13 protein-coding genes and 3 pseudogenes are annotated in these 16,521 nt (G+C 51.7%); 10 read left to right on the top strand and 6 right to left on the bottom strand.

The genetic code is table 11. From position 1 onward, the window contains the following. Nucleotides 1–202: 202 nt before the first annotated feature. The 4 genes from HVE01_RS19190 to HVE01_RS19175 form a co-directional block, all read right to left on the bottom strand. A complete protein-coding gene (locus HVE01_RS19190) occupies nucleotides 203–676 on the bottom strand; it encodes a MarR family winged helix-turn-helix transcriptional regulator (protein WP_146945408.1) in 474 nt (157 codons plus the stop codon). A 141-nt stretch (nucleotides 677–817) separates the two neighbouring features. After that, nucleotides 818–2,077, bottom strand: coding sequence for a TRAP transporter large permease (locus HVE01_RS19185; protein ID WP_146945407.1), 1,260 nt, complete (start codon nucleotides 2,075–2,077; stop codon nucleotides 818–820). A gap of 4 nt (nucleotides 2,078–2,081) precedes the next feature. Next, a complete protein-coding gene (locus HVE01_RS19180; protein ID WP_146945406.1) occupies nucleotides 2,082–2,600 on the bottom strand; it encodes a TRAP transporter small permease in 519 nt (172 codons plus the stop codon). 48 nt (nucleotides 2,601–2,648) lie between these two features. Continuing rightward, on the bottom strand, nucleotides 2,649–3,656 hold the full coding sequence (locus HVE01_RS19175; protein ID WP_244973765.1) for a TRAP transporter substrate-binding protein: 1,008 nt from the start codon (nucleotides 3,654–3,656) through the stop codon (nucleotides 2,649–2,651). A 344-nt stretch (nucleotides 3,657–4,000) separates the two neighbouring features. Between HVE01_RS19175 and HVE01_RS19170 the strand changes: the two genes are divergently transcribed. Next, complete coding sequence (locus HVE01_RS19170) at nucleotides 4,001–5,890, top strand: FAD-dependent monooxygenase (RefSeq protein ID WP_146945405.1); 1,890 nt, start codon at nucleotides 4,001–4,003, stop codon at nucleotides 5,888–5,890. 374 nt (nucleotides 5,891–6,264) lie between these two features. Here the strand turns inward: HVE01_RS19170 and HVE01_RS19165 are convergent, their stop codons facing one another. After that, nucleotides 6,265–7,188, bottom strand: coding sequence for a helix-turn-helix transcriptional regulator (locus tag HVE01_RS19165; RefSeq protein ID WP_146945404.1), 924 nt, complete (start codon nucleotides 7,186–7,188; stop codon nucleotides 6,265–6,267). A gap of 520 nt (nucleotides 7,189–7,708) precedes the next feature. On the opposite strand from HVE01_RS19165, the gene HVE01_RS19160 reads away from it, so the two are divergent. From HVE01_RS19160 to HVE01_RS19120, 9 genes and pseudogenes are all read left to right on the top strand, one after another. Continuing rightward, nucleotides 7,709–8,839, top strand: coding sequence for a C4-dicarboxylate TRAP transporter substrate-binding protein (locus HVE01_RS19160; RefSeq protein WP_146945403.1), 1,131 nt, complete (start codon nucleotides 7,709–7,711; stop codon nucleotides 8,837–8,839). Nucleotides 8,840–8,907: 68 nt separating this feature from the next. Next, nucleotides 8,908–9,423, top strand: coding sequence for a TRAP transporter small permease (locus HVE01_RS19155; protein ID WP_146945402.1), 516 nt, complete (start codon nucleotides 8,908–8,910; stop codon nucleotides 9,421–9,423). A 4-nt stretch (nucleotides 9,424–9,427) separates the two neighbouring features. After that, nucleotides 9,428–10,726, top strand: coding sequence for a TRAP transporter large permease (locus HVE01_RS19150; RefSeq protein WP_146945401.1), 1,299 nt, complete (start codon nucleotides 9,428–9,430; stop codon nucleotides 10,724–10,726). Nucleotides 10,727–10,742: 16 nt separating this feature from the next. Then, complete coding sequence (locus HVE01_RS19145; protein ID WP_146945400.1) at nucleotides 10,743–12,302, top strand: acyl CoA:acetate/3-ketoacid CoA transferase; 1,560 nt, start codon at nucleotides 10,743–10,745, stop codon at nucleotides 12,300–12,302. A gap of 66 nt (nucleotides 12,303–12,368) precedes the next feature. Continuing rightward, on the top strand, nucleotides 12,369–13,559 hold the full coding sequence (locus HVE01_RS19140; RefSeq protein WP_146945399.1) for a thiolase family protein: 1,191 nt from the start codon (nucleotides 12,369–12,371) through the stop codon (nucleotides 13,557–13,559). Between the two features lie 206 nt (nucleotides 13,560–13,765). After that, nucleotides 13,766–14,788 (top strand): hypothetical protein, encoded by a 1,023-nt coding sequence (locus HVE01_RS19135; RefSeq protein ID WP_244973764.1) that lies wholly within the window; start codon nucleotides 13,766–13,768, stop codon nucleotides 14,786–14,788. Nucleotides 14,789–14,924: 136 nt separating this feature from the next. Beyond that, nucleotides 14,925–15,149: pseudogene (locus HVE01_RS20185) on the top strand (SDR family NAD(P)-dependent oxidoreductase); the annotation flags it as partial. Nucleotides 15,150–15,180: 31 nt separating this feature from the next. Continuing rightward, a pseudogene (locus tag HVE01_RS19125) lies at nucleotides 15,181–15,435 on the top strand (SDR family NAD(P)-dependent oxidoreductase); the annotation flags it as partial. 173 nt (nucleotides 15,436–15,608) lie between these two features. Then, nucleotides 15,609–15,713: pseudogene (locus HVE01_RS19120) on the top strand (SDR family oxidoreductase); the annotation flags it as partial. A 222-nt stretch (nucleotides 15,714–15,935) separates the two neighbouring features. On the opposite strand, the gene HVE01_RS19115 reads toward HVE01_RS19120, so the two are convergent. Next, nucleotides 15,936–16,521: electron transfer flavoprotein subunit alpha/FixB family protein (locus HVE01_RS19115; protein ID WP_213014765.1), on the bottom strand; the 586-nt coding region annotated here is incomplete at its 5' end.

Raw genomic sequence — 16,521 nt, 5'->3', positions numbered from 1 at the left:
TTAGCCCTGCCTAACGTCCTCCTTAGCCCAAGCATCCGCTTGGGCTTTTTGGTGCTTAAACACCATAAAAAGTAGTGAAACTCTCAGCGCTTTCACGCTCTGTAATAAAGGCATTCTTAGGAGCTTCTGAATAACCAAGTGCCAAGCCGCATAAATAAAGTGGACAGCCTGGGCGGCGTAGGTTCCTCTACAGATAACAATACTATCTTTCGCTTAAGCGCACTGGCACACGGCTTAAATGGTTATTATCGTTAGCGATCTTTTGCAGCAGAGATAGTAATACCTGTTGCTCCTCGGCGTTAAGCGGCGCCAGGATATCACTTTGAACTTCTTCAACGGCAGGTTCTACGGCTTCTCGTAACGCCTCTCCTTCCTTGGTGAGCTTCACCACCATCGAACGACGATCTTCAGGGTTGCGGTGCCGGGTAATTAGTCCGCGCTCCTCTAATTTTCGAACCACGACCGCGATGGTATTGCGATCCAACGCCGTATAGCCACCTAAGGTGATTTGGTCACTGGCTCCCATCTCTTCAAGTGCAGAAAGAATTATATATTGCAGTTGGGTAAGGTTGAACGCTTCGCACTTGCGCAAAAAAATAGCCACGCTAATTTGGTGGCAGCGTCTTAAAAGATTGCCAGGTAAGTCAAAAGCTTCAGATAGCGGTGATCGGGTCATGTGGAGTCTTATAAAGGGTAAAAATACGTTGTGACCATAGCAGAAGTTTCTGTAATAGGCACTGGATGAGAGGCATTGGCCGCCATGATACTGGCCAGTGCCTCTCTTCAATAAAGAGTAAGCAGGAGATAATGCCTATACTTAAACGAAAACGTTAACGAGCCAGGGGTTAAAGATGACCGCCATAATAACGAGGCAGGCCGCTACAATGAAAGGAAGTATCCATTTCGTGATACGGGGCAAACTGACGTTACTAATGGCCGAGGCCACATAGAGCCCTGCACCAACCGGGGGTGTTAACAGCCCCAAGCTCAGTGTCATACAGGTGACGATGCCAAAGTGGACAGGATCGATGCCATAACTTTGCTGCGCAACTGGGAGTAAAATTGGCACTAGAATGATCAACGCGGCGATCCCATCAAGCACCATGCCTACTACCATCAGCATCACAAACACCAGAAGCATAAATACCAGCGGGCTTTCGGTGGTGCCTTGCATTAGCCCAGCTACCTGCTGAGGTATTTGGTTATAAACTAATACCCAGCCAAAGGATTTTGCAGCGACAATCAGAAATAGCACAATGGCGGTGTTGCGTGCTGTTCGGCTTAAAACACCAGGTACTTGTTCCCACCTAAGCTCTCGAAAGAAGAGGGTGCCTATCACCACCGCCATTAGCGTCGCAGCCGCCGCAGACTCAGTCGGCGTCACTATGCCAAACGCGATACCGCCCACAATAACGATGGGAATGCTAAGTGTGAGCAGTGCGCCACGAGTCGCTCGCCATAGAGGTGTTCGTTCCTGATCAACGCTTCCTTTCTTACGCGCACTGCGCGCCATGATCGCGATTAAGCCGCTGATCAGTATAAACAGCAGTAGCCCAGGAAGAATGCCCCCCATGAACATGGCACCAATCGACACTTGAGCAATGACACCATAGATAATAAACACCATTGACGGTGGAATAATCGGCCCCAGCAGGCCAGCACCTGCCGTCAACGCAGCGGCGAACCCCTTGTCGTAACCATCACGCTCCAATTCAGGAGTCATTACCCGACTCATAATAGCAATTTGTGCCGTCGCTGAACCCATAATAGAGGCGAGCATCAAGTTCGAGGTGAGGGATACGTAGGCAATGCTGTGAGGAATCCACGCAAACCAGGCACGTGTGGCGGTGATAATGCGACGTGTAATACCACCCTCATTCATGATTTCGCCTAAAAGAATAAACAGCGGAATCGCCAGCAGATCAAATACCTCTAGCGAGCCAAAAATAACTTGGGGTAGGTTTTCAAATAGACGGTAGTTACCAGAAGTGATCACGAAAGTAAGTGTTGAAGCCAAGAGGACAAAGGCAATTGGCATTCCAAGTAGCATTAACACAATAAAAGCCGCAAGCGTCATAGTGTTACTCCTCGTCGTTGGCTAGGACGAAACTCGCTCGCGAGCGATCAAAAAGCCTAGCGACGAGGTGAAAAATCGATGTGACGCAGAAAAGCGGCACGATGAGATAGAAGTGCCACTTGGGCCAATCGAGCGTAATAGCGATATCGTAGTGGATCGAAGGTGACCGCAACCAAGCGATGGCGTACCACAGGACAGTAACCATTATCGCCAGGCAGATCAGCTCGGTAAGCCAATAGCAAACACGCTGAGCCGCTTTAGGCAGTATCGCAATCAGCATGGTCAAACGAACGTGCTGGTCATTATGCATGGCGATAGAGATGGCGAGAAACGCCGTCCAAATCAGAATATAGACGGCTAGCTCATTGGCAAAAAAAAGTGGGCTGTTGAGTACGTATCGTGCGAAAACATTAGTAATAAGCAACGCGCTAAAAGCTATTATCAGTACGTTGCAGAGCAGCTGTTCAACCCTGGCTAGCTGTCGGCTCGCCTTGGTTAGCCAGGTGCCTTGGGGAAAATGCATCTTGGGTACGCCTCTTTGGTTCGGGGCGCAGAAGCGCCCCGACGCGTTTTATTCAGCGTTAAGGAGTTCGGTGGACTGTTGCTGGAATGCTTGGATAAGCGGATGGCCGCCAAAGCGCTCAGCGAAAGCTTGGCTCGCCTTGCTGAAAGTGTCTTCAGCGTTTTCTAGCGTATACACATTAATGCGGTCTTCGAGCATGATGAGATTACGCTCTTCCGCCTCTATTTGTGCCTCGATCCCCCAAGCCAGCGCATCCTCCATGGCGGCGTCTATCAGTTGGCGCTGTTCATCAGAGAGCGAGCCGCGCGTGGCCTGGCTCATTACCGACACGGCAGGGAAGGCCATGTGATTGGTCAGCGTGAGGTGTTCGGCCACTTCGTAAAAGCCAGACCCCACTAAAGCATCGAGATCGATATCCACTCCATCTAGCATACCGTTCTGTAGACCTTGATAAACATCCGGCAAACTGATCGGCATTGGTCGAGCGTCGACCGCTCGCCACCAAGCGTTCATCGCCGAAAAGGGGATAATGCGCATATTTTTTCCAGCAACGTCCGCTGCACTTTCTATCTGCTCGTCACGCATCAAAATGTGACGCATGCCCGCAAATGTGTAGCCAAAAGCGTGAAGTCCTTTGTCTTCTAAATTCCTAAGCATCTGCTGGGCTGCGTAGGTATCGGCCACTTCGGCCGCTTGGGCCACGCTATTAAATAGAAACGGCGTAAACCAACCGACTACCGATGGTTCGCGTTGGCTAGTTAACGCAGCTGTCATAATACCCATGTCGAGTAAGCCTGTTTCCATTTGCGAAAACATCGCAGACTCATCGCCCATTTGGCCTGAAGGAAATAACGCTATGGTCAATTCATCGTCGCTGCGCTCGGCAACCTCGTCGGCAAATCGCTCAGCGGTTTGCGTCCAGATGTGCTGTGGAGGAGTGATCAAACCTAAGCGAAGTTCCTTGGCCATGAGCGGTGTGCTAACAACGAGCAAAGTAGCTGAAAGCAGCGTTATGCTCAGGGTATGGCGGCACGAAACGTGTGAGGCGATTGTCATTGTTGACTCTCTTGTCATTTGACGCTGGGGGCACTTGCCTGTCCATGTATTGACCAAAGTCGAGAAGATCGAGGCATGAGGATGATTGATTTTTGATGTGCGTCATTATTGTGATGATCACAATAATGATCAATTATCCGAAAGTCGATACCAAAACAAAGACACTGGACACCAGCGTCTGCGCCACAGAACGACAGGTCTTGGAGGAAAGTCTAATTGCCCACAAACATATTGATCACAATACTGATCAATATGTTTGTGGCTGATTGCTAAACCAGACATGCCCCAGCCCTTGATGGACTTTTAACAACGAAAACCCGTAACACACGGGATGGAGCGAGCAGATGCAGTACTTCCTCGACGGTTACCGCAGTGGCGATCCGCGAATTCACCCCCTGGCAGAAGGTCGCAGCGCCGAACAGGGGCCGCTTCCGGAGGAGGTCGATGTCCTGATCATCGGTACTGGTCCGGCGGGGCTGCTGCTGGCCGCTCAGCTTTCGACATTCCCCGATATTGTCACCCGCGTCGTGGAGAAGACTGAGGGGCCGCTAGAGGTGGGGCGTGCCGATGGTATCGCCTGCCGTACGGTCGAGATGTTCGAGGCCTTCGGCCTAGCCGAGCGGTTGACCAGCGAGGCCTACTGGATCAACGAGACCCACTTCTGGGGACCGGAAGCCGGTGACAAGGCTCGGATCACTCGCCTTGGCCGTGTGCAGGACGTTCGCGACGGAATTTCCGAGTTTCCGCACGTGATTGTTAACCAGGCTCGACTGCTCGACTTCCTGCTGGAATACATGCACAACTCGCCCAGCCGCCTGGGGGTCGACTATAGTCATGAGACGGTCAAGGTAGAAGTGCCCGAGGCCGCCGATGAGCGAGTCATTGTGACCCTCAACACGCCGGACGGTGAGGTCACCGTCCGGGCGAAGCATGTTGTCGGCTGCGATGGCGCCCATAGCGTCGTCCGCGACTCCATCGGCCGGGTTCCGCAAGGCCACGGCGAAGACAAGGCGTGGGGGGTGATGGACGTGTTGGCGGTGACCGACTTTCCGGATATCCGCTTCAAGTGCGCTATCCAATCTGCAGACGCGGGCAACATCTTGTTGATCCCGCGTGAAGGCGGCTACATGGTCCGGCTCTATGTCGACATGGGTAACATCGCCCCGGATGCCTGGTTGACCAAGGACGATGTGCTGGCCAAGGCCCAGGCGGTCCTGGCGCCCTATACCTTCGAGGTGAAGGAGACCGCCTGGTTCTCCGTCTATCGTGTCGGCCATCGGGTCACTGACAAGTTCGACGATGTCGATGACGACCAGATGGAGAGCCGTACGCCTAGGGTTTTTATCGCCGGTGATGCCTGCCACACCCACACAGCCAAGGCCGGCCAGGGTATGAACGTGTCGATGCAGGACACCTTCAACCTGGGCTGGAAACTGATCTCAGTGCTGCAGGGGCGCAGTCCGGCTAGCTTGCTGCACACCTACAACGCCGAGCGTCACGTCATTGCCGAAAACCTGATCGAGATGGATACCCGCTGGTCGCGTGCGATCGGCGCTGCTCAGGACTCAGACGACCCGCAGGCTGCCACAAAAGGCCTGGCTGAGGTACAGCGCCAGTTCGTCACGAACAGTGAGTTCACCGCCGGGTTTGCCACCCACTACGCACCGGACCTGCTCACCGGTGACGATACTCACCTGCACTTGGCCACCGGCTTCCCACCAGGGCGGCGTTTCCATTCGGCCGAGGTGATCCGGCTCGGCGATGCTAGACAGACCCATCTCGGGCATGTCCATCGCGCCGACGGCCGCTGGCGGCTCTACGCCTTCGCCGACATGGTCGACCCGAGAAGCCCGGGGTCGCGGTTCAACGCGCTGATGGATTTCCTGGATAGCGAGGCGTCGCCTATCCGCCGCTTTACTCCGCAAGGGGCTGACCCGGATGCGATCTTCGACGTCCACGGTATCATTCAGCAGTCGCATCTTGAGGTGGATTGGTCCGATATGCATCCTGTCCTCAAGCCGTACAAGGGGGTTCTCGGTCTTCAGGACTATCAGAAAACCCATGCGCCTGTGCTGGCTACCGACCAGGACATCTTCGATCTAAGGGGCATCGATCGCGGTGCTGGTGCGCTGGTGGTGGTACGGCCGGATCAGTACGTCTCGCTTGTGCTCCCGCTCGATGGCTTTGATGAACTTACCGAGTTTTTCACGCGCTTCATGACTGAGGCCGCTTGAACGCTGTTTAATACTTAACCTATAAATGAGTGGGCCAATATACACAGGTTGATCTGCTTTATTTAAGGTTATCAATAACTACTCAGCTCACGCTCCTGGCGCGATAGGCGACCTCGTCGGGATCATCGGCGGACGCCAATATCGTGCTTTCATGTCCTGTCTGGCCACCGGGCTTGCGCTCACCGACAGCCCGCTCCAGGACATCGTCAACATAGATATGGCGGACGGAAAAGGGGCTTGATGAGAGGGTTACCAAATGGTGTACCTATTTCAGAATCAGCAGGCTGGCGAGCCTCGCCTGAGACCTACTGAATAGTTACTTAGCTATTTTCTAGCAGAGGGTAACAATGGAGTTGCCCATTTATCCCCAATAATTAATTGCTTTCAACGCCTATGGCGTTCCGTTTATTGATTAAGGGTTGACTGATATCAAGTAGTTCATGGAAACAGTGGCTTACTGTGCGATCCGTCGTTTCAATTAGATAGTCCGCTTGACGATAGTCGGCATCACGCTCGGTTAGAATTCGAGTAAGATCTTCTAAAGCACGATCATAATTGTTTCCCTCAAGAGGGCGCACATCTCCTGCTGCCATTAGGCGGCGCATAAGCTCCTCTGGAGCAGCTTTAAGCCACACCGTGTAGAAGTTGTTAAGTAATCGCTGGAATGTTTCAGCTTCTGTCACTAAGCCGCCACCAACTTCAAGCACTGAAAATGGGTGTTCTTGAATAACCCACTCCAGAGCTTCGCGCTCTAATCGTCGATAGGTACGTTGGCCACCCAGCTCTAAGACTTCTCCGACCTTCATGCCTCCCAGGGCTTCAATGACTTGGCTGAGTCGAATAAAGGGAAGGTCAAACTCCGTCGCCAATAATTCACCAAGCGTTGTTTTTCCACCAAAACGTATTCCAATTAGCGCGATACCAAAATGACACTCGCGAGCGGGCTGAAAGTGCTGAACTAGCAGTCGGTGTGCCTCTTCTAGTTGAGATGGTGAAAGACGCTGCAAATACTCATTCAAGGGTGCTGGAAGCGCAGATCGTTCGATGTTTGGCAGTAGATCATGTACTGGGATAACCATTGCTTGAGCAAGCCGCATGAGAAGATCAAGCGAAATATTGGCTTTGCCAGTTTCGATTTTAGCTAAGTATCGTTCTGAAATATCTGACTGGTCAGAAAGATGCTTCCGTGTAATGCCTCGACGAGCGCGATAGGCGCGGACACGCTCACCAATGGATTCCGCAAAATTAGGGTTTATATCGCTGTTTTCAAATATTTTTTTGCCATTTCCTGACTTCATTTAAGCACTCATTTCATTGGGCAGAATGATGGGGAGCCTGGGTATATATCAGTCTCTGTTCGTCAAACGAGCTATATGGTTAGCATTATAGTGCGCACCTCATTCTGAACAATAATGCAGAAAATGTTATTGCATGGTTTTTTGGTAATATTTTTAAAATCAATAAGTTGCGATTTTTATCATAAAGTCAGGTGTTTTTTTAATCTATAGCAAGACTAAAGTCGGATTTTTCAATACATGCGTGTGGAATTATAGTGCATTTTCAGGATGTGGCTGATGGTCTCGTATGCAATAAAAGTCATGTTTAAATATTGCAGGGCCTTTTGGTGCATCGGCAAGTTCTGGCAATAAAAGCATACATAGCCACATCCTAGCTATGCGTTTGGGCGCTACGAGCTTGCCCTGAGGTCACTGTAATCGACTGATATGGCGCTGCCATTAATACATAGACCTCCTTCGCAAAGCATAGGCTGATGATGAAACCACACACAACAACAAGATTAATTAGGTGAGTCTCATTATGAAAATGAAAACATTAGTAAAGAGCATGGCGGTAATGGCTGTAGCAGGAAGCATGTTGGCACAAACTGCGCAGGCTCGTGATCTACGCTTGGCACCCGGTGTTCCTCCCGCTCACCCTGCCCATACGCCTCTCTATACAGAGTTTTTAAGTACTCTAGCGGAAGAGTCCGATGGTCGTCTTGGTGGTCAGATCATGGGTACCGAAATTGCCTCCTTGGGCAATATGCGTACGGCGATACGTAGCGGTCTGGTGGAGGCCGGCTTATTGCTACCTGCCTACTTTCCTGCAGACCTACCCAACTTCAACCTAGTGGGTGACCAAGGCTTGGTTGGCACCAACCCCTTGGCCATGAATGGGGCGGTTACCGAATACATTGCTACGTGTGGTGACTGTCAGGAGGAGTTTTCTGAGCTGGGTATTGTTTATACCAGTACCCATACAACAGATGTTTACCATCTGATGACGAATAAGCCAGTGACCACTGTAGAGGATTTAAGTGGCATGCGCATGCGTGTGGGTGGGCCTCAGTGGTCTCGCTGGCTTGAGTATATGGGAGGGACGCCTGTCAGCACCCCTGTCGGAGAGACCTTCGAGGCGCTATCTCAGGGCGTGATTGAAGGCTCTATTGGTTCTTCAGCCGATATCATCTCTTTCCGTCTTGAAGATGCTATCGACTATCTAACATACATCGGGCTCGGCACCTTCCATAGTACCTCGTCTCACGCTGTTGGTCAGACCGTATGGAACTCACTGTCTCCCGAGGACCGTAAAGCCGTCGCGCGGGCCTCCACCCGAGCGAGTGCACTTGCCACTAAACGTTGGGCTTATGAAATGCCTGCTGAAGCTGATCAGGTTGCCCGAGAAAATGGTATTGAAATTCTTGAAGCTAGCGATGAATTGCTTGAAAAAACGCAACGCTTTGCTGAAGAAGATCTCGTCTATGCCGCCGAGCAGGCTGAGAGCCGCTACGGTGTCAGCGATGCAGCCTCCAAGCTAGAGCGTTTCCAAAAACTGGTTGAAAAATGGAATGCCACCGTCGAAGAGCTAGGTGAAGATCCTGAAGCAATTGCTGATGCTATCAATCGAGAAGTTTGGGAGAAGGTGGATTTCACTACCTATGGCAACTGAACTTGCCCTTTCCCCAAGGCTACTTTGAATGGCCTTGGGGCTCTTCTTTAAGCATAGGAGGCTATTTCATGGCCTGGATATATCGACTGGTGAATCGAGCTTCCATGGGGCTTGGGCTGCTGGGCTCTGTTGCAATTATGTTAATGATGATTCATGTCGCCCTGGATATTATTCTTCGCTCCACGATATCAATGTCGATGCCCGCAACACTCGAGATGGTTACGCGTTATTACTTAATTACTCTGGCTTCACTTCCCCTTGCCTGGGTCGAATGGCGTAAGCAGATGATCACTGTCGAAGCTTTAGAAAGCCTAATGCACCCAATGCTGATCCGCATATCGGACGTACTGGTATCACTGCTGTCAGCAGGCGTCTATCTCGTATTGATGGTCGCCACCTGGGGGAAAGCTATGGAGCAATTCCAGATCGGTTCCTATGTTATGTCGTTGAATTTCCCGATGCCTGTTTGGCCTACCTATTTTGTATTACCGCTATCGTTCTGCCTTGCTGCTTTGGTTTGCCTTATGCGTATTCCGTTGCTAGCTAGCGGGACGTCTTACTCCGTCGATTCGCAAGAAGGGTAATTCCATGTCTGTTGAGCTTGGCTTCTACGGGATCGCGGCACTGCTTGTCTTATTGGCGTTACGCGTCCCAGTTGCGTTGTCGATGATTATTGTGTCGTTGGTGGGTATCACAGTGATGTTTGGTTGGAACACGGCTATCGGCATGCTGTCTTCTACGCCGTATGAATTCATCGCTAAGTGGACGCTTAGTGCGGTGCCAATGTTTCTTTTGATGGGGTTCGTATGCTTCCACACGGGGCTTACCAGTGGCCTATTCAATGCAGCTAAAGTGGTTTTCCGCTGGTTACCTGGTGGGGTGGCTATCTCAAGCATCTTTGCCAGTTCCGGCTTTGCAGCCGTCAGTGGGTCAAGCGTGGCATGTGCTGCTGCTATGGGCCGCATCGCTATTCCTGAAATGGTCAAAGGCGGCTACAAACCGAGCTTCGCCTGTGGAACGATTGCTGCTGGTGGCACGATCGGTGCGTTAATTCCGCCGAGCATTCTGATGATCGTGTATGGGGTCTTTGCCCAGGTATCTATCACTCAGGTGTTCCTGGGGGGGATCTCCATTGGGCTGCTTACAGCCGTTAGTTACAGCATTGTGATTCTCATGGTCAGTTGGTTATGTCCTGATATCGTGCCGCGTAAAGCCACAGATGCACGAAATATCAGTGCAAAGCAGGCACTGATTGAGATTTGGCCTGTTATGGCGTTGGGGCTGCTCGTGTTTGGTGGACTTTTTTCGGGCTTCTTTACGGCGACAGAAGCCGGGGCTGTGGGAGCAGCTGGCGCGATACTCATTGGGCTGATTCTACGTCGGTTGGATAGGAAGGTAATGAAGATCGCTCTACTTGAGACGCTCTCGACCACGTCGGCACTTTTGATCATTGGGGTAGGGGCAAGCATGTTCACCCTATTTCTTAGCCTGAGTGGTCTAGCGGGATATATCACCGGCGCTGTTACCGGTTGGGAGCCATCGTATCTTCAACTGATGCTGGTCGTGGTGCTGATCTATCTGTTCCTCGGATTATTTATGGAACCCTTCGGTGCCATGCTGGTGACCTTGCCAGTGCTATTGCCTGTTTTCGAGCTCTTCGATGTGAGTCTCATTTGGTTTGGTGTGCTGCTGGTCAAGCTGCTCGAAATTGGCATGATCACTCCACCGGTCGGTATGAACATCTTTGTTATCAAAGGCGTAGCGGGTCAGTACGCCTCTTTGGTAGATATTTTCAAGGGCGTCACGACGTTTCTAATCGCAGATATTGTCGTAGTTGCCTTGGTGATCTTCTTTCCGGAGATCGTGCTGTTCCTGACCGGAAGCTAATCAATAGGGGGTGGTTGTGAGCAAGGTAGTTGATGTTCATACGGCAGTGGGCATGATCAAGCATGACAATACATTGGTGTGGACCACGGCGGGGCTCAGTGGCTTTGCGGAAGAGGTGGCAGCCGCACTCGAAGACCGGTTTTTAGAGACGGGGGCGCCTCGCAATCTGACCGTGGCGCATAGTTGTGGTTGTGGTGATGGCAAGAATAAAGGCATGAGCCACTTAGGCTATGAAGGGTTGGTCAAGCGGCTGATCAGTGGCCACACCGGTATGGCACCACGCATGGTAGAGCTAGTGCTTGAAAACAAGATAGAGGCTTATCTGCTCCCGCAGGGTGTAATGGCCCACCTATGGCGACATATTGCCGGTAAAAAGCCGGGAGTGATTTCGAAAGTAGGCCTGGGAACCTTTATTGATCCTCGGCTTGAGGGCGCCAAGGCTAATGCCGTCACTACCGAAGATCTTGTAAAGCTCATTGAGCTGGAAGGTGAGGAGTGGTTGATGTACCGCACCTTCCCAGTTGATGTTGCTGTGATTCGTGCCACCACTGCTGATGAGCGAGGCAATTTAACCCTTGAGCGGGAAGCACTCTTTCTTGAACAGCTGTCGATGGCTCAGGCGGCTAAAAATAGCGGTGGCATTGTTATCGCTCAGGTCGAGTATCTGGCCCAAGCTGGCACCTTACACCCTCAGAAAGTCAAAATTCCGGCCGATTTGGTCGATTACGTGGTAGTGGCTAAGCCAGAAAATCATACGCAGACGATGGCAACCTCTTTCAACCCGGCGCTTTCGGGCGATCTCAAGATGCCGTTAGGGGGTATCAGGCCGATGCCACTTGACCCGCGCAAGATCATCGCTCGGCGCGCTGCCATTGAGTTGGTGCCGGGTGCCATCGTCAATCTAGGCATCGGTATGCCCGAGGGTGTCGCCAGCGTGGCAGCTGAGGAAGGTGTCAGTGACCTGATGACCTTAACCACTGAGCTCGGCACCTATGGCGGCGTGCCTGCTAGTGGCGGGGATTTCGCCACTGCCTATAACGCGGAAGCGATTATCGATCATGGCTACCAGTTCGATTTCTATGACGGTGGTGGTTTAGACGTTTGTTTTCTGGGACTAGCTCAGACCGACCATGAAGGTAATCTCAACGTCAGCAAGTTCGGCAAGAAGGTCGTCGGTCCCGGTGGGTTCATCAATATCAGCCAAAATGCCCGCAAGGTTGTTTTCTGCGGCACTTTCACTAATGGCAGTAAGGTTGAGATCGTTGATGACCGCGTCGTTATCCGTGAGGAAGGTAGCCGCCAGAAGTTTGTAGACCGCGTTGATCAGATCACTTTCAGCGGCCGCTATGCCCAAGAAGTGGGCAAGCCGGTGCTATATATCACCGAACGCTGTGTCTTCGAACTCATTGAAGGCGAGATTACGCTGACCGAAATCGCACCGGGCATAGATATCCAGCGCGATATTTTCAGTGCAATGGAGTTTACCCCGAAGGTTTCGCCCGATCTGAAAGAAATGCCCACCGAGCTGTTTAAAGAGCAGTGGGGCGGGCTACGCGAAAACCTGCTGGGCAGATAAACCACACATAATCATGTGCCTACCTCGGAGGCGAGCGGTACTCGGTCGTTACGATAGGAGACGCCAATGTTCAAGAATGCATTTATTCCCTACGGTGGCTATTACAGCAGCCCTTTTTGCAAGTGGCAGGGTAGTTTGGCCAACAGCAATTCGATCGAATTGGGTGCCGCGACCAGCAAACGCTGGCTAGCTGAGAGGGGAGTCGACCCAACAATCTTTGACTACCTTTATCTAGGTGCTTCGGTAGGCCAGAAAGCCATTTTCTACGGTGCGCCCTGGGCGGCAGCCATGATGGGGGCTCCCCAGATACCGGGGCAGAATATCACCCAGGCGTGTGCCACCGCGACCACGGCAGTATTCAACGCCGCAGCGGCTGTGGAGACGGGCAGTCTGCAAAGCACTTACTGTCTACTCACTGATCGTACCTCGAATGCGCCGCATACTATTTGGCCCAACCCCAACGGGCCGGGCGGCGAAGTGATCGCCGAAAACTGGAACATGGATAATATTAACGCCGATCCTTCCACCGGAAAGGATATGTTGACGACGGCGGAAAACGTCGCGCGCGAGTATGGTTTCACTCGCGAGCAGGCTGATAATTTGACGCTACGCCGCTATGAGCAGTACGGCGAAGCGCTAGCCAATGACCGAGCTTTCCAAAAGCGCTATATGTTCCCGGTTGAAGTGCCCATCTCGCGTAAAGATACCAAGTTGGTTGAGGAAGACGAAGGGGTTATGACAACCAGCGCCGAGGGCTTAGCAAAGCTGCGTACCGTACAGCCCGAAGGAATTCATACGTTTGGCTCCCAGACCCACCCGGGAGACGGCAATGCCGGGATTATCGTCACCACTCGCGAGCGAGCGGTAGAAATGAGTACGGATGCCAAGCTGGCGGTGCAGATCCTGGCCTATGGTTATGCCCGCACCAAAGCGGCTCACATGCCAATGGCTCCTGCTTCGGCTGCTCAAAAAGCACTCGGCCTAGCTGGGCTAACTATCGAACAGATCACCACAATCAAAAATCACAGTCCGTTTATTGTTAATGACCTGCACCTGGCCAAGGCACTTGGTCTAGACGCGACTCAGTTCAACAACTACGGCACCTCTTTGGTATTCGGCCACCCACAAGGGCCGACGCTGGCCCGGCTATTAATCGAAGCGATTGAGGAAACCGCTCTCAAGGGGGGCGGCTATGCCCTGGTGACCGGCTGTGCTGCCGGTGACTCGGCCGCAGCGCTGATTGTCAAAGTGGGGTGAGCGTTCATAAGTGTATTAGCCAAGGCGCTTCCAAGCAATGCATGAGGGCTTGGTGAAAAGATAAAACAATCAGAGTTTTAGGGGAGCTACCCTTTCTTATAGCTCATTAATATATTGAGCTTTTTTGCACCATAATAAAAACAATCTGGAGAACATTAATGGTGATACTTAAAAACAAACTCGCATTAGCCGTAGTAGTTGCTTCAATGTCTTCTCAAGCTTATGCCCTTGAAATTGGTGAAGATGACGGAACAACGTTTAGCATTAGCGGTTATGTTAAAGCTGAAGGGATTTTCAACAATCCTGATGGGGGAGATAACTCTTTTGATGGATCTGCTCGTCAGTCACGACTTAATTTCGAAATCGACAGTGAGGTTCAAGGCCATGATGTGACGGCCTTTGTGGAGGGAGATTTCTGGGATAATGCCACAGATACGACTGACAGCAGTTACGCCATGCGTCTGCGTCATGCTTTTATCCAGGTCGACAATCTGACGCTTGGCCAGACGTGGAATGGCCAGTTCTTCGCCACTGCGCCATTTGATGTCGAGATTTTGGATTTCTACGGTACAGGAATCGGTAGCATTGCTGGTAGTGGGGCCGTCGTTCGGCCGGATCTCGTCTTGCACTATACGACTGGTGGTCTGCGCTTCAGTTTCCAGGATCCGCTCTACAGTGATGCCGACATGCCGGACATGGTGGCATCCTATACGTACCGAACCGAGGCCGGGCATAGTTTTAATGTTGCCGTCACCGGTCGGGAGGTTGAGACCGGTGTCAATGATTCAGAGTTTGGCGCTGCGATCTCCCTGGCGGGTAAGCTCAACTTTGGTGATACCTCTTTTGCCCTGAGTGGATATACGGGGGAGGGTAATAATGTGTCCTCCGGGTGGGGGTTTAACGGGGCGTCAGCTCCGGGACCCACCATTGCGTCTAGAGGTGAGGTCGACTCATCCGGTGACCTGGTTAGCACGACAGGGTTTTCTGCTGGAGTTAGTCACCGGTTCACGGAGCGCCTCCGTGGCAATATTCGCTATGGGCAGGTGACCGCTGATGAGGTAGCGCCAACTGTAGATGACAATACGCTTCAGGTAACTAACGTTAATCTAATTTATACTTATTTGCCTAATTTGGACATTGGGGTCGAGTGGCGTGATCGTAACGCACTTACGATGCCTCTTCGCCCAGGCGGACAGCAGGTAGAGCTGATGGCAATGTATAAGTTCTAATGACGTGGCGTATAGATAAATCCTTTTCTCGTTTTGATCTTTTGAATGGCGAGTCATTAGGTGGCATAGCGCTTTATGATTCGCCTTTTTATGTGTATGTATTATCTGGTGAAGTCCTTACGCATTTCTACACAGGATGGATTCTTGTTTGTATGGAAACTTACATCTGGGTGACTTTCCTTTTGGAGATAAGTTCCTGAGGTTGCATGAAAAAGTAGCAGTAGTTACTGGCTCTGGACGCGGACTTGGTGCTGCTATAGCTGAGCGACTGGCCGACGAGGGCACGAGAGTCGTGGTAGTGGACATCGACGGTGAGGCTGCTCAGAAAGTGTCCGAATCGCTTACTAAGCAGGGCCACGAGAACCTAGCAATAGCTTTATCGTGCCCAGGTCTCAGCCCTTTTTCGGCAAGTAATAGAGCACTTTGGGCGCTTGGATGTATTAGTGAACAACTCCGGTATTACCCGCGATGCCGCTTTCCTCAAAATGACCGACGGTCAATGGCAGCAAGCGCTCGATGTTAATTTAATTTCAATGTTCATCTGCACGCAGGAGGCAGCTCGCTATATGGTGGAGCAGCAGTCGGGGTGCGTTGTCTGCATAAGTTCGTGTTCGGGTAACGAAGGGAACTTCGGTCAAGCCAACTAATCAGCGGCCAAGGCCGAAGTGATCGGCTTCGCCAAGAATATTAGTAAGGAACTTGCTCGTAGGGAAGTGCTGATCAATGCAGTATCACAAGGCTTCATCGAGCCCGAGATGATCGCTTAGATCCCCGAAAAGGTTCGCGATAAGTTGATCGCTCGGGTTCCTCAGGGCGTGGAGGTATGCCGGAGGAGGTGGCCAGTGTGGTGGCTTTCCTGATCTCCGATGATGCTGCCTATGTCAATGGCCAGGCGTTGAACGTTAATGGTGGGATGTATGTTTAAGGAGCAACCCTGATGTAAGAGTCAGTTCTTTCCGGCATGTTCGGTTTGGCTCGTGAGTTGGAAATGAGGTAGTCAGAGTTGGTAGTAGATGGCCTTGAACAGGGACTACAATTTTAACTATGAGGCCTACAGGCAAGAAGCCTACGAAGTGGACTATTGACCTATTTCGAAAGTACATGGCAGAGGCCTCGAAGATAAGTATCTTCCAGGCCTTTTGATTTCTCAAAGCTTTTGCTCAAGCTCCGGCAGAACCTCGAAGAGATCGCCCACCACACCATAATCAGCGACTTGGAAGATTGGCGCTTCTTCGTCTTTGTTGATCGCCACAATGACTTTCGAGTCTTTCATGCCTGCCAAGTGCTGAATAGCACCAGAAATGCCCACGGCAATATACAGCTCAGGGGCCACAATCTTACCGGTTTGGCCGACCTGCATATCATTGGGCACAAACCCAGCGTCTACGGCCGCTCGTGATGCACCAATGGCAGCACCCAGCTTGTCAGCAATGCCGTCAAGCAGCTTAAAGTTTTCGCCGTTACCCATACCACGACCACCAGATACCACTACTTTGGCACCCCCCAGCTCAGGGCGGTCGGATTGCGCCAGCTCTTGCTTAACAAAGCTAGACTGACCATTTTCGACCACTACGTCGACCGCTTCTACAGCGGCGCCACCCGTGCTCTCGACCGCATCAAATGCGGTGGTACGCACGGTCATCACTTTCAGTGCGTCGTCGCTTTTTACTGTGGCAATGGCGTTGCCCGCATAGATGGGGCGCAGGAAAGTGTCAGCACTTTCAACACCAATC

Origin of the sequence: Vreelandella venusta (assembly GCF_007989605.1) — a bacterium.
Classification (GTDB): domain Bacteria; phylum Pseudomonadota; class Gammaproteobacteria; order Pseudomonadales; family Halomonadaceae; genus Vreelandella; species Vreelandella venusta.
This window is presented reverse-complemented; position numbering and strand designations above follow the sequence as displayed.

Excerpts from the sequence above, each read along its gene's own strand:
- HVE01_RS19165 (WP_146945404.1), bottom strand. The coding sequence starts at position 7,188 with ATGAAGTCAGGAAATGGCAAAAAAATATTTGAAAACAGCGATATAAAC.
- HVE01_RS19150 (WP_146945401.1), top strand. The coding sequence starts at position 9,428 with ATGTCTGTTGAGCTTGGCTTCTACGGGATCGCGGCACTGCTTGTCTTA.
- HVE01_RS19185 (WP_146945407.1), bottom strand. The coding sequence starts at position 2,077 with ATGACGCTTGCGGCTTTTATTGTGTTAATGCTACTTGGAATGCCAATT.
- HVE01_RS19175 (WP_244973765.1), bottom strand. The coding sequence starts at position 3,656 with ATGACAATCGCCTCACACGTTTCGTGCCGCCATACCCTGAGCATAACG.
- HVE01_RS19160 (WP_146945403.1), top strand. The coding sequence starts at position 7,709 with ATGAAAATGAAAACATTAGTAAAGAGCATGGCGGTAATGGCTGTAGCA.
- HVE01_RS19155 (WP_146945402.1), top strand. The coding sequence starts at position 8,908 with ATGGCCTGGATATATCGACTGGTGAATCGAGCTTCCATGGGGCTTGGG.
- HVE01_RS19140 (WP_146945399.1), top strand. The coding sequence starts at position 12,369 with ATGTTCAAGAATGCATTTATTCCCTACGGTGGCTATTACAGCAGCCCT.
- HVE01_RS19170 (WP_146945405.1), top strand. The coding sequence starts at position 4,001 with ATGCAGTACTTCCTCGACGGTTACCGCAGTGGCGATCCGCGAATTCAC.
- HVE01_RS19135 (WP_244973764.1), top strand. The coding sequence starts at position 13,766 with ATGTCTTCTCAAGCTTATGCCCTTGAAATTGGTGAAGATGACGGAACA.
- HVE01_RS19180 (WP_146945406.1), bottom strand. The coding sequence starts at position 2,600 with ATGCATTTTCCCCAAGGCACCTGGCTAACCAAGGCGAGCCGACAGCTA.
- HVE01_RS19190 (WP_146945408.1), bottom strand. The coding sequence starts at position 676 with ATGACCCGATCACCGCTATCTGAAGCTTTTGACTTACCTGGCAATCTT.